Source organism: Nocardia sp. NPDC051570 (assembly GCF_044454005.1).
Lineage (GTDB): Bacteria > Actinomycetota > Actinomycetes > Mycobacteriales > Mycobacteriaceae > Nocardia.
The window spans coordinates 124,779-139,203 of record NZ_JBITDI010000013.1 but is presented as its reverse complement, the minus strand read 5'-3'; the positions used below and the strand labels follow the sequence as shown (position 1 = coordinate 139,203).

The 14,425-nt window shown below is 62.5% G+C and carries 5 protein-coding genes; all 5 read right to left on the bottom strand.

Translation table 11 applies throughout. From position 1 onward, the window contains the following. Positions 1-91 precede the first annotated feature (91 nt). The 5 genes from ACIA76_RS29715 to ACIA76_RS29695 are packed head-to-tail and all read right to left on the bottom strand — an operon-like array spanning position 92 to position 14,415. Positions 92-3,574, bottom strand: coding sequence for an amino acid adenylation domain-containing protein (locus ACIA76_RS29715; protein WP_397156396.1), 3,483 nt, complete (start codon positions 3,572-3,574; stop codon positions 92-94). Positions 3,575-3,585: 11 nt separating this feature from the next. After that, positions 3,586-6,255, bottom strand: coding sequence for a type I polyketide synthase (locus ACIA76_RS29710; protein ID WP_397156394.1), 2,670 nt, complete (start codon positions 6,253-6,255; stop codon positions 3,586-3,588). 30 nt (positions 6,256-6,285) lie between these two features. Then, positions 6,286-11,067 (bottom strand): SDR family NAD(P)-dependent oxidoreductase, encoded by a 4,782-nt coding sequence (locus ACIA76_RS29705; RefSeq protein WP_397156590.1) that lies wholly within the window; start codon positions 11,065-11,067, stop codon positions 6,286-6,288. Between the two features lie 47 nt (positions 11,068-11,114). Beyond that, positions 11,115-11,984: an ACP S-malonyltransferase gene (locus ACIA76_RS29700; RefSeq protein ID WP_397156392.1), complete on the bottom strand. Its 870-nt coding sequence runs from the start codon at positions 11,982-11,984 to the stop codon at positions 11,115-11,117. 37 nt (positions 11,985-12,021) lie between these two features. Continuing rightward, positions 12,022-14,415 carry a type I polyketide synthase gene (locus ACIA76_RS29695; protein WP_397156390.1) on the bottom strand — a complete coding sequence of 798 codons (2,394 nt, stop codon included), beginning with the start codon at positions 14,413-14,415 and terminating at the stop codon, positions 12,022-12,024. Positions 14,416-14,425 lie beyond the last annotated feature (10 nt).

Sequence of the window (14,425 nt, the reverse complement as noted above, 5' to 3'; positions counted from 1 at the left end):
ACAAGTTGCATACGCCGTTTGCATCCAGCGTAACTCCGGGATGACCCTTCCGGAGACTGCATATTCTGCACGCTTCGATCGTAGTCACGTTCTATCCCTCCCTACGTTCGGCGGGTTTTCTCCGCCTCGCCTGAAGTCGTTTCACATTATGCGATCGGCCAGTCGTCTCGGAATCTGATGCACTGTCCACTGGGCGAGGGAAATTGCGGGCCATGAGAGATACGGTGGGGTACCGGAATATATCGACCCGACTGAAATATGAGTCGACGCTGTCACGCACGCGACGCGCGATATGATTGGCCGATAGCGAAGTACCACCGACATCGAAGAAATTATCGTCGATCCCGAATTGCCCATCTCCCAGCACTTCCGCCCAAATTCTCCAGATGGTCTCCTCGCGCGGCGTGATTCCCGACGGAACCTTCGGAGCGGAAGGACTTTGCAGGTCGGCCAGCACCGGGAGAGTGGCCCTGTCGATCTTTCCATTCAATGTCCGGGGAAGCGCATCGACGCTGATATACCTCGAGGGAACCATATATGACGGTAGGGTAGTTCGAAGATAACGACGAAGATCACTCCAATCGTCGACATCGGATTCCGGACAGGTCGCAATGAAAGCGACCAGCACCCCATCCGGACCTTCCCCGGCAACGGTCACCGCGCATTCCCGTACGGATCGTCGGCCGGATATGGCGTTCTCGATCTCATTCAGCTCTACTCGATGACCGCGAAGCTTAGTCTGACCGTCGGTTCTCGATACGTAGTGCGACCGCGATTCGTCGACGCGCCGAACCAGATCTCCGGTCCGATACATCCGTTGTCCCACCCGGTTCGGATCGGCTACGAATCTGAGCGCGGTCAGGGAAGGTCGATTCAGATAACCGTGTGCCAGGCCTGTTCCCCCTATATACAGTTCACCCACGGTACCTACGGGCAAGTCGTAGAGACGTGCGTTCAGAATATGGAATGTGGTCCCGTCGATCACATCGCCGATCACGGGAGCGATTCCACGACCCAGCCGATCGGCCGATGACCAAATCGTCGTCTCCGTCGGGCCGTACATATTCCAGCAGTCCCGCACCCTGGAAACCAGTTCTTCGGCGACTTCCGGTGTGACCGCTTCGCCACCGCATAACGCCGTGAGATCGGGATCCCCGGGCCATCCCGACGCGATCAGCATTTTCCACGTAGTCGGTGTCGCCTGCATAATGGTTGGGCGATACTCATGCAACAGTGCGCGCAGCGCATTCGGATCCTGCCGCTGCGTCTCGTCTGCGATGCGGAGCTCGGCGCCCACGGTCAACGGGAGCCAGAGTTCCAATGCGGCGATATCGAAACATACTGTGGTGAGGGCGAGCATTCGATCCGATGATGTCAGTCCGGGTCGTTCCCGCATCGACCGAAGAAGGTTCATCAGGGATCTGTGTCCGACCGATACACCTTTCGGTGTGCCGGTCGAGCCCGACGTATAAATTGTGTACGCTACGCCCTCGATATTCGAGTGGTCGGAGAAATGAATTCCGGTGGGAGCGACCTGGAGATCCTCTATTCGCAGCTCGGTATGATCGCCGTCGAGGACAAGATCGTCGAAGGCTCGTGAAGTAACAACTACTGCGACGCCTGCGTCGCTGACCATATGAGCAATTCGCGAGCGGGGATATGTGGGATCGAAGGGAACGTACTCGGCACCCGCCTTCAGTATTCCCAGCAGAACCGCCACCAGTGTGGCGGATCTCGGTAGGTACACTCCAACCCGATCCCCCGGGCGGACCTGATATTCGGCCAGCGTTACCGCGATATGGTTCGCCAGAGCTTCGAGCTGTGCGTACGTCAGGGAATCGTTCTCGCAGCTGACCGCCCGGCAATCAGGTGATCTCAGTGCCTGCGCGGATATCATCTGCGATACCGGCACATCGCCTGCCGGCGACCCTGTCCGATCGATGGCCTTCTGTGTACGGGCGATAAGGGGGATATTTGTCAGTGCCGTGCTGCTGTTCTCGATGGCTCGCGTGACAAATCCGATAAGTTCCGCACCAAACAGCTCATTACCATCACGCTCGGCGGTGACTACTCTCAGGCACGCTGCCGGAGCATCGAATATGACAGCTATCTCGTATGGCGAGATATCATCTGGCTCTTTACCGCCGCCGAATACATCGAGGAGGATTCGCGTATCCTCGACATGCGGGAGCGCCCTGTGCCGCAATCGGATATCACGGAAGAACGACGCCCGGATCGCATCGTATTCGAGTGCTGCGATCGTCTTTTCAGCGTATGTCGACAACGTGTCATCCGGGAGGACACTCGGGATCCTGAACGGAACATGGGTCGCGATCGACCGAGTTCCGATAACGGCTTCAGCGAACTCGACCGCGGATGCGACAGTGACGTCCACGCCGGTGCCCAGGCTCAGTAGGTCGAGATTGACGCACAGGGCAGCGAAGACGAGCTGCCCGAGCGGGAATTCGGCTCCCGCCGGCGCGGCGAGTATCTGTTCGAAACGCTGACAGGCGCCTCGACGCTCCGGAGCGGGGAGGCGTATGTCGAGCGGCCGGAGATGGTGTAGCAGTCGGGCCCAGTGCCGCTCATATTTCTTCAGTCGCGACATGACCGACCGTGCGGATTCCGCCAATTCGTCGGAGCCGGAATCGGCGATGGTCCCCGCGGCAATCCACCGATCAACGATCGGTCCGTCGATCACCTTCCCCAGTTCGGTAGTGATGTCCTCGATCACGAGGTCATAATCGGCGGTCGCCACCATGATTTCGCCGATGCCGTTCCTGGAGATCGTTCCGGGCCGACGGGTAAATCGAGTGGTCGAGGACCTGGCTGTACCGATAATGACCGGAACATCGTCCACCATGGTGTACGCGACTCCGAAGGAGTTCCGGCGACCCCCGAAGTCGCAGGCTCGAACCAGCCGCTCGATCGTTCGGGCGGAATCGTTCCAGTCGATTATCCCCCCGCGCGGCGGTGACTCCGCTGAGCGGTGCACGGTGCGTAAGTCAAGATCCTGCGGCCGCCGCCGCAGTTGATTATGCCTGATTGATCGCACCAACCGATCGAAGGACCGTACAGCCGCATCGGCGCATTTGATGTTCAAGGTATGCGCGGTATCGTCGTCCAGGATCTCGAATTCTTCTTGTTCGAGAATATCTCCGGTGTCAGCGGATTGTTGCATGATATGCCAGGTGGCTCCCAGGAATCTATCGCCATTGATCAGCGCCCAGGAAGGCGCATTGATCCCCGCGTTTCTCGGAAGTATGGAATCATGAAAGTTGACGGCATATTCGGTCGGCCGGTTCAGTATCGAGCCGGGGAGCATCCGCAGATTCGCGATGCTGAACAAATACTCGTAGTCGCCGGACAGATACTCATCCACCGCCTCGATCCCGGCAGATGTGCATTGGATGCCATTTCGATGACACCAGCTACGCAACTCCGCACTTTCGGTGACAATGGAGAGCACCGTGAACTGCTCCCGAATCAATATCTCCGCGCATTCCGCCGCGATCAGCTCATCTCCGATGATATGGCAGCGGAGTCTTGGCAGTGATGCTTCCGTAGTGCCCATGGCGCCCTCCCTCATCCGCGCTCGAGCCCGCGAGCGATCTGATGTAGTCGCGACGCGACGCTGGACAGATGGAGGTCCTGTGTTGTTCCGTCGGCTCCGAGTATTCGCTCGAGCTCATCGATTCGTGCGGTGAGCTGATCGGCGTGATGCTCGGCTGTCCCCAGCCAATACCGTTCATGCTGGAATGCGTACGTAGGCAACGACACCCGCTGCCCCGAACCGGCGAAGAAGGCGGCCCAATCCGGTGACGATCCGCTGACATACAACTGTCCCAACGCACCGACCACCGCCACCGATTCCGGCACCGATCGACGCAGCAGTGGCACCATCGAAATACCCTCTCCGAGCGCCGATTCCGCGATCAGCCCCGTCAATGTTGATTCCGGCGCCAACTCGAGAAACCGCGATACGCGCTGCGCCAGGAGCGTCCGGACACTGTCACCGAACCGCACCGCCTGACGAACCTGCCGCACCCAATACTCCGGCGACCCCATCTCGGCGCCCGCCAACCGCCCATCGAGGCCGGACACCACCGGAATCGTCGGTGTGCCGAACGACAACTCCGCGGCAACACGACCGAACTCTTCGAGCATCGGCCCCATCGTCACCCCGCTCTCGGGTGACTCCTGGATCAAACGACCGCGAGCGACCACCAGCCGCGCCGCGTCCGGCAACGACAACACGCCCGATACATGTGCTGCCGAGAGCTCCCCGATCGAATGCCCGACCAGATAGTCCGGGCGCACACACCAACTGCCGAGCAACCGGAACAGCGCCACCTCGAACGCGAACAGACTCGCGTGCGTGAATACCGGCCGATCCAGCACCTCCGGCTCTGAACCCCAGATCGCTTCCCGCAGTGAGCCGTCCATCCATTTGTCCAGCTCCCGCACGACCTCGTCGAACGCCGCCGTGAATACCGGGAACACTCCCGACAATTCACGACCCATACCCAATCGCCGCGCGTCCTGCCCCGGGAATACGAATGCCGACTTACCCGCCACACCCGCACGTCCGGTAACCACACCCTGATCCGAGGTCCGGCCCTCGGCCACCGACTTCAACCCGGTCAACAACTCCGCACGACTCCCACCCACCACCACCGCGCGATACTCGAATACCGACCGCGTTGTCGCCAGGGAAAACCCGATATCCACCGGATCCAAGTCCGCATCGGCCTCCACCCACGCGGCCAATCGCCTTGCCTGAGCACATAATCCGGCCGCCGACTTGGCCGATAACACCCACGGGACCACCGGAATCACCGACTCCACCGATGCCACCGACTCCATCGGTGGCGCTTGTTCCAGGATCACGTGGGCATTCGTGCCCGAGATACCGAATGAGGACACCGCCGCCCGGCGGGGCCGGTCCGGCGGCGCGGGCCAGGGGCGGGCCTCGGTCAGCAGTTCGACCGTTCCGGCGGACCAATCCACATGCGGCGACGGCGAATCCACGTGCAGTGTCGCGGGCATCACCCCGCGACGCATCGCCTCGATCATCTTGATCACACCGGCCACACCCGAGGCCGCCTGAGTGTGACCCATATTCGATTTCACCGACCCCAACCACAAGGGACGGTCCGGCGGCCGGCCTCGCCCATAGGTCGCCAGCAATGCCTGTGCCTCGATCGGATCCCCCAGTGGGGTTCCCGTCCCGTGCGCCTCCACCACATCGACCTGATCGGCCGCCACCCGCGCATTGGCCAACGCCCGCAGGATTACCCGCCGCTGGGCCGGGCCGTTCGGTGCGGTCATTCCATTGGACGCACCGTCCTGGTTGACCGCCGACCCCCGCACCACCGCCAATACCTCACGGCCGTTGCGCCGGGCATCCGATAACCGCTCCACCACCAACACACCCACGCCCTCGGCGAGCCCCGTCCCATCCGCCGCCGCGGCAAAGGATTTGCATCGCCCGTCCGCCGCCAGCCCCCGCTGCCGCGAGAAACCGGTCAGCATTCCGGGCGTCGCCATCACCGTCACGCCACCCACCAACGCCAGTGCGCATTCCCCCGACCGCAACGACTGCCCCGCCTGATGCAATGCCACCAACGACGACGAGCACGCGGTATCGACCGTGATCGCCGGGCCCTCCAGCCCCAAGACATACGCCACTCGTCCCGACATGACCGACCCGTTGTTGGCCGTCAGCGCATAATCGGCAGCCTTATCCGGAGTTTCCGACATGCGCGGCAGGTAATCCCAGATCAATCCGGCGGCGAATACCCCGGTGTCGCTGCCGTGCAACGACTTCGGGTCGATACCGGCCCGCTCCACCGCTTCCCACGACACCTCCAGCAGCAGCCGCTGCTGCGGATCCATCGACAAGGCCTCATCCGGACTGATCCCGAAGAACCCCGCATCGAAATCGGCGGCATCGGTCAAGAATCCGCCCGCACGCGCGGAGGACTTCCCGATCTTTCCCGGCTCGGGATCGAACAGGCCCTCCACATTCCAGCCGCGGTCCCGCGGGAGAGCGCCCACCACATCCACACCACCGGCCACGACATCCCACAAACCCTCCGGGGACACCACACCCCCGGGGAAACGACACGCCATTCCGACCACGGCCACCGGCTCCGACTGGGCCGCCTCGAGCGCTCGTGTTCGTTCTTGCATTCGGCGGAGGTCCAGTGTGACCTTCTTCAAATACGCCAGTAGCTTGTCTTTGTCAGTCATCCGGGAACATCCAATCTAAGGCGGATCCAGTCACTGCGGCGCCGCGCCGAATTCCTTATCGATCAGGTCCATCACCTCGAGGGCCGATGCCTGCAATATGTCGTCATCCGTCGACGTGTTCGAACTCGAGGGATGCAATTCGATTTCCGGCGAATTATCGTCCGCGAGAAGCTCTACGACATAGGCGGTGAGCTTCTCCGTGGTCGGGTAGTCGTAGATCAGGGAGACAGGCAACCTGATATCCAGCAGGGCTCCAATGTGCTCGAGCATTTCGGTCGCGCCCAGCGAATCGATTCCCAACTCCTGGAATCGACGTGCTGCGAGCTCCGGATCGAATCGGGCCTGTCCCAATACACGAGCGATTTCCGCTTCGATCACCGTGCGCGGGTCCGCGCTGTAGTCCACATGGTCCGCGACAGCGTTGTCTTTATGCCGCCGAGCTCCGCTCTGATCGGACCGCATTGCCCGGCGCAGGCTCGCCTCGATACGATCCGCCGCGGCCCCCGGGGCTATGACGACAGCCGGATGCGATGTCGACAGTGCGAGCCGAAGTGTGTGGAGCGCACTGTCATTGCCGATCACATCTATCCCGGTGCGAGATCGGAATGCCGCAGCAGCCTGCGTCATCCGAGATCCCGCCACTATGCCGCCGTCGGTCCAGATCGGCCAGATGGCCGCCAGCGACATTCCGCGCCGTCGTCCCGCTGCGGCTCGTTGTGCGCGATCCGCCATGAACGAGTCGATATATCCGTTCGCGAACGCATAGTCGGACTGCCCCGGCGATCCGATGATCGAAGCGAGCGACGACATTCCTATGAAGAAGTCGAGCGGGTCGTCGCGGGTCAACACGTCCATATTCCTTAGCCCGGCCACCTTCGGCTCCACTACCTGCCGAAATGTAGTCCACGACTTCGTACTCAGTAGTGCGTCCGCAATGACGCCCGCACCGTGGATGACGCCGTCGATTCGGCCGAATCTGCCGCGGATCGCCTCGAGGGATTCCTGCAATTCGCGATAGTTCGTGACATCGGCCTGAAAGTATTCGACCGTCGCATCGTCTCTGGCCGCCAGACCAGCGATAGAGATCTGTGCGGGATCCGCACGTCCGATGAGCGCGACCTTGGTCCGCGGTACTTCCGAGATGCTTCGCGCCAGGATCCGTCCGATACCCCCGGAGCCCCCGGTGATCACATAGGTGTGGTCTTCGGACCACAGCACACCCTCCGATCGCACCGGGGGCGTCAGGAGACCGAACTCGGGGACCAGGCGATCGTCGCCTTCGTAGATCACTTCGAGGCTGTCTCCCCTCAGCGCCTCATCGATCAGGGAGCCCAGGCGACCGGAGTCGTCATGCGTGACAACCGAACAGATCAGGTGTGCGTTCTCCAGGCAGGCGCATCGAAGCAGACCCGCGACCGCTCCCCGGTACCGATTCGATTCGTTGCCGAGTCCCACAACAATGCGAATATCGGCTCGCCCGGACGCCGACAGCCCCTTCATCAGATCGAATACCGCACGGGCAACGGTCATCTCGCCGCCGCTGTCCGTATCCTCGATTCCGAGATCCATGACGATGGCCACCGATTGATGGGCCCGCGCCTCGAGTTCGGCGAGGACCGTCGAAATGTCGGCGGGAGTGACGCATCGGATGACCGGAGCAGCAGGCGAAGCGGCATCGACCGCGAGGGCCGAGAACCGGGATTCGATCATGTCGGCTGCCACCTGAACGAGATCGGGGATCCGAGAGATCACCGCGATGTAGTCGGGAGAGGACGCGGGCCCGCCGAGCGGTGCGGCGACCCATTGCCGGTTGTACAACCGTGGGATATCCCGAACAGGCGATACCCCAGCGAGCCGAACTTCCTTCAGGGCCACGCCGACCATGCGACACATCACATAGCCGTCGTCATCCACCACATCGATGTCGACCGTCGATATGCCCGAGTCGGCGCCGTCCGCCACCGCACGGACACGAGCGCGACATTTCTCGGGCACCGGTCCGTACACCTCGATGCGCGCGACAGCCACCGGAAGATAGCCCGATCCCGACCCGGCAGTGCCTCTGGACCACACCTGAAATGCGGCCGCCGTTTGTGCGGCACCGTCCAGAACCACCGGGTTCACCAGATACGGATCGGATTGTGCCCGACTCGATGTCGGCAGTTCGAGATCAGCGAATGCATACCCGTCGAAGAACTCGATCCTCGTCACCGTGCGGAAGTCGGGTCCGCAGTTCACACCATAATCGGCGAACCATTCGTAGACCGAAGAGGAGTCGACGACGTCGAGCGGGCTGCGCGTCGTTCCCATATCAATTCGCGGCGGGTCGGACGGCGGCGCCCAGTCGACGATATCGCCGCTGGAAAAGCTCTGCTCGGTACCGCCCTCTGGCACTCTGCCGATTATCTCGAATGATACGCCGCGGCCGTATCTCTCGATCCTGACCTGAAACGTCTCGTCATAATCGAACGCTCTCATCAGATGGCGAAGAGAGATATTCTCGAGGGCAATCGGCGCTTCGGTGACCGCATGGCGCGCGGCCGCCAGCACGATTTCGATCTGCGCCGTCGCCGGCACCACCGGATGACCACCCACCGAATGATCGACGAAGATGCCTCCTGCCGGCTGCGGCGCCAAGGTACATCTGAATCCGTCCAGCATCGATACGTTATGTCCCAGAAGCGGATTCCCGAGTCGCGCGGTATCGGTAGCTACGCCTATCGCTTGCTCGGAAGCTTCCAACCAGCATCTCTGCCGTTCGAACGGATAGGCGGGCAACGGAACCCGGCGCAACGACAGACCGGCGTAGAATTCCTCCCAATCGACATTCAAACCCGCCGTCCACAGACGTGTGATGATCGCATTGAGACCATCACCCGCATTGATGACAGCGCCATCCTCGTCGGTCGCGCGTACATCTGCCGACTTGTCGCCGATAGCGCCGGAGTCGGCGCTATCCAGGCACCTTGCTGCCGTACCGAGTGACATCTCTCCGGCCAGGCACGCGGACATGAGATCGGCCCATTGCGAACTCGATCCAATCGTTGGTTCGACGCCCCACTCCGACAGCCACCGGGCCAGTGCGTAGGTGCGAGTGAAACCGCGTCCGGCTCTCCCCCGCAGCGCCAGACCGGCCGCAGCGCATTCATCTTCCAGAGCGGCCAGTCTCCGCGCCGCGCTCACGGGATCGTCACGATCGGCTCGTCGATCATCCGAGCCGGATGCGTCGATCCGGATACCGGCGGGCGGGACGTCCAAGTCGACCCGGGATATATCGTCGTCACCGATCGAGCGCAGTCGCGCGGCTGCCGTCTCCATCGTGTCCGCGCAGATCGCCGCTCTGTACGTCTTGGGGGATCGTCCGACCGCCAGGGTGAACGCGATGTCATCGAGCGATGCATCCGAATTACTCGATATATGATCTGCCAGCGCGCCGGCTATCGCCAGAACCGCCTTCTTCGAATGTCCGGACAACACCAGGATCTTCTCCTCGCGCGCCCGTCCCGCCGGTAGCACCGGCGGCTCCTCCACGATGACGTGCGCATTCGTGCCACCGATGCCGAACGCGCTGACGCCTGCTCGCCGTGGGGCTCCCCGCCCATCCCAATGCTTTGTTTCGGTGTTCACATAGAACGGGCTCGACTCGAATTCGATATCGGGATTACGGACGTCGAAATTCAGCGACGGCACCAGCGTCCGGTGCCGCAACATCAGGGCCGTCTTGATCAGGCCCGCCGCACCCGCGGCGGCGTCGAGGTGGCCCAGATTCGTCTTGACCGATCCGATGGCGCAGTACTGACGCGCGTCCGGCTCGCTGCCGAAAGCAGCCGTGAGGCCGGTGATCTCGACCGGATCGCCCAATCTCGTCGCGGTGCCGTGTGCCTCGACATAGGAGATCTCTCGAGAAGTCACTCCGGCCGCGGTATGCGCCTCGATAATCGCCGCTGCCTGTCCTCGACTACTCGGTGCGGCAAATCCCACCTTGTTCGCGCCGTCGTTATTGGTTGCCGAACCTTTGATCACCGCATATATCGTGTCGCGATCCCTGATGGCATCCGAGAGCGGGCGCAGGACTACGGCACAACTTCCGTTACCGAGGACCGTACCCGTCGCGGTGGCATCGAATGTTCGGACATGGCCGTCCGCCGAGAGGATGGCCCCCTCGTCATAGAGATAGCCGCGCACCTCCGGCACCTTGACGGTCACACCTCCGGCTATCGCCATATCGCATTCGCCGTTTATAATCCCCTGACATGCCAGATGAATTGCCACCAGCGATGTCGAGCACGCCGTTTGAATGGTGTAGGCCGGGCCCCTGAGATTCAGCTTGTAGGCCACTCGCGTGGCCAGGTAGTCCTTGTCGTTGCCGACCATCACCTGGAAGAGGCGGGGCGTGGTCGACTGATCAATAGTGGGAATGACATGCTTTTCCCAGTATGTGCTGATGGCCGCACCGGCATAGACACTGATGAGGCCGGGGAATGTCTCCGGGATGTATCCGGACGCTTCCATCGCGCTGTAGCAAGTCTCCAAGAAGATCCGCTGCTGCGGATCCGTCAGCTCGGCTTCGCTCCGGCTCATGTTGAAGAAGGCGTGATCGAACAGGTCGATGCCGCCGATCATTCCGTTGGATGGTACGAATCCTGCTGTCCGGATGGTTCTTTCGGCAGTTCCAGCCCGTATCAGCTCATCTTCGGAGAAATGGGATATCCCCTCTCGCCCGGCTGTAAGTAGTTTCCAGAACTCGTCGAGGTTACGTGCACCCGGGACGCGCGCACTCATCCCCACGATCGCGATATCGGTATCCAGCACGTCGTAGTCAGTTCTTCCAGGTTCCACTGCTCCGCCCTTCAGGCCGTCTACTGCAACGCATCGAACAGGCCGAGGTCCTCGGGTGATCTCACCTCGATATGGATGGCGGACGGTGTCAGGCGCAGCGAAAGGCGAGTCAGTATGCCGGCAGGCGGCAGCTCGACGATATATGCCGGACTGCTGGAGTGAATGGAATCAAGACAGAGATCCCATCTGACTTGCCTCGTCATCTGCCGGACCAGTTTATCTACCGCATCTCGACCGGAATCGACAGGATTGCCATCCGAATTCGACAGCAGGACACACCATGGATCTCGGACGTCGATCGTCGACAATATCTCGCGAAACTCGATCTCTGCCGAATTCATATAACTCGAGTGAAAAGCCCCCGAAACAGGTATACGCCTGGCCCGTACGCCACTCGGCAGCTGATTCAGCAATGCCTCTATTGCGTCGACTCGACCCGCAACGGTTATCTGACCATGACCATTGTTGACGGCAATACCCAGGTGGAGATCGGCGAGCATTGTCACTACGCTCTCGACAGATTCTCCACCGAGAGCGGCCATACCCGTCGGTTCGGCGGCGCACGCCTTCGCCATCAACCTTCCCCGCTCGGCGGCGAGTACGACTGCTTCGCGTGCCGAGACGACCCCCGCTATCGCCAGCGCCGAGAGCTCACCCACGGAGTGGCCCGCGACCACCGTGCTCGTATCCATGAATCGACTCAGCGGGAGGAGTTCGCAGGCGATCACCGCGGCAGCGACTATCAGGGGCTGCGCGATTTCGGTATCGATCAACTCATCTTCGGTCGCCAGCACTCCGGCGTACAGGAGATCGACGCCGCATGCGTCCGACCACTCCGCGACGAGTTGATCGCCTTTCGGTGTTCGCACCCATTGCTTCAGGACACCCACGGCGGGCGCACCTTGACCCGGGGCAAGTAGTGCGGCTCTAGATCCGTTGTCCGCCATGGGATATCACCTCTGATTCGCATTCCGCGTCGGGGACGATGAAGAACCTGCGGCGCTGGAAGGCGTAGGTCGGCAAGTCCACCGCGCACACCGTCCGATCGGCATATAACGCCGTCCAGTCCATCGCAGCGCCCGTGGTCCACGCGATCGCCGGCACGGTGGCGAGGCCGCCCGACGCGTGCTGCTCGGCACAGAACACCGGCGCACAGGGGCTCGTACCGAATGCTTCGGCGCCGATCTCCCGAGTCGCCATCGCGCCGAAGTCGACGAATGTCGTGGCGCCCGAACCGGCCAGGTGGCGGATACCAGCTCCGCGTCGTTCGGGATCTCTTGTCCGCGACCAGTATTCGCGTGAGCGCAACTCACCTGTCGACGTGACGCCGCCGATCGAATCGGATACGACAGGTATGGCCGGCTCCGATGGCACGGTATCGAGATCCTCCGGTGCGTCCAGCATGATCGCCGCCTCCGGCAGCGACAGCGCGCCCCCCACATGCGCCGCCACCACCTCGCCCAGGCCGTGACCCAGGACGAGATCGGGCCGGACACCCCAGGATTCGAGCAGTCGGAACGCCGCGACCTGACTGGCGAACACCTCGCGAGGCACTGCCGCCTTCGCCTCCTCGTATGCGGCGGCGAATACCGGATACGCGCCGGACATGCCGGGCGGCACCGCTATTCCGCGATCAGAGAACAGCAGCACCAAGTTCTGATGGGCGCCAACGCGACCGCGGTACACGGTGCTCGCCGGTGTTCCGGTCGCGACCGCCGACAACCCGTCCAAGGCTTCGGCACGCGAGGAGGCGACTACCGCCGCCCGCCACGGGAAAGCCGTCCGAGTGGTCGCCAGCGCGAAGCTCACATCCCGCAAATCCAGCGCGGCATCGACCGTCAAGCGGTCCAGCAGCCGACTTGCCTGCGCCCGCAGCGCGTCTTCGCTCTTGGCCGAAACAATCAGCGGCAGCGGCTGTTCGGTATCTCGACGCGGTTCCGTGCCAGTGACCTCGGGTGCCTCTTCGACAATGACGTGCACATTGGTGCCGCTGAAGCCGAAGGCCGAGACACCTGCCCGGCGCGGACCACCGGAGCGCGGCCACGGCTGCTTGGTCGTCGCCAGTCGCACATCCCCGGCGCTCCAATCGACATGCGGCGTCGGCTCATCGACATGCAGTGTCGGCGGCACGGTGTCGTGCCGCATCGCCTCGACCACCTTGATGACACCCGCGATACCGGCGGCGGCCTGGGTATGACCGAGGTTCGACTTCACCGATCCCAGCCACAACGGCCGCTCGGGCCGGCGTTCCTTTCCGTAGGTGGCCAGCACCGCCTCCGCCTCGATCGGATCGCCGAGCACCGTGCCGGTGCCATGCGCCTCGACGAGATCCACCTCGGCCGCATTCACTCGGGCATTGCGCAGGGCCTGCTGGATCACCCGCTGCTGGGCGCGCCCGCTGGGCGCGGTGAGGCCGTTGGACGCGCCGTCCTGATTCGCTGCCGAACCGCGAATCAGCCCGAGTACCGGATGCCCGTGGTGCCGTGCGTCCGACAGGCGTTCCAGCATCACCATTCCGGCGCCCTCACCCCATCCGGTGCCATCCGCGGCGGCGGCGAACGGCTTCGGCCGCCCGTCCCGCGCCAGAGCCCGCAACCGGGAGAATCCGATGAACCACAACGGCAGAGACATCACCATGACGCCGCCGGCCAGCGCCATCGAACATTCTCCCGACCGCAATGCCGCCGACGCCTGATGGATCGCGGTCAGCGAGGACGAGCACGACGTGTCCACCATCATCGCGGGACCCTCGAATCCCAGCTTGTACGCGATCCGACCGGCGGCCACGGCGACGGCGTTACCGGTCAGCAGATATCCCGTGGCGCCGCTCCAGGTCTCGTCCAGGCCCACCCATTCGTAGGATTGTGAACTCATCCCGAGATAGACACCGGTCGAGCTGCCGCGCAGGGACTCCGGATCGATGCGCGACCGTTCGATTGCCTCCCAGGCGATTTCGAGCATCAACCGGTGCTGCGGATCCATCTCGCGCGCCTCGATCGGCGGGATCTCGAAGAACTTCGCATCGAAGTCGTACGCGTCGTAGATGAATGCGCCCTCATCGACATAGCTGCCGCCGTCGCCGCCGAGCCAGCGCTGCCACGAACGGTCCTGCGGCATCGGGCCGTACAGGTCTCGTCCCTCCTCGAGCGCCAGCCAGAACTCCTCGGGTGTCTTCACCCCGCCCGGAAACCGGCACGACATCCCGGTGATCGCAATGGGTTCCACCGCACGCGATTCGAGATCGTCGAGTCGACGCTGAGCTTCCTTCAACTCGACGGCGGCCTTCTTCAGATACCTACGAAGCTCTACTTCGTTCGCCATCAGTGATCTC

What these genes read in the sequence shown, in the direction of transcription:
- ACIA76_RS29695 (WP_397156390.1), bottom strand. Translation starts at nt 14,415, where the DNA reads ATGGCGAACGAAGTAGAGCTTCGTAGGTATCTGAAGAAGGCCGCCGTC.
- ACIA76_RS29710 (WP_397156394.1), bottom strand. Translation starts at nt 6,255, where the DNA reads ATGACTGACAAAGACAAGCTACTGGCGTATTTGAAGAAGGTCACACTG.
- ACIA76_RS29715 (WP_397156396.1), bottom strand. Translation starts at nt 3,574, where the DNA reads ATGGGCACTACGGAAGCATCACTGCCAAGACTCCGCTGCCATATCATC.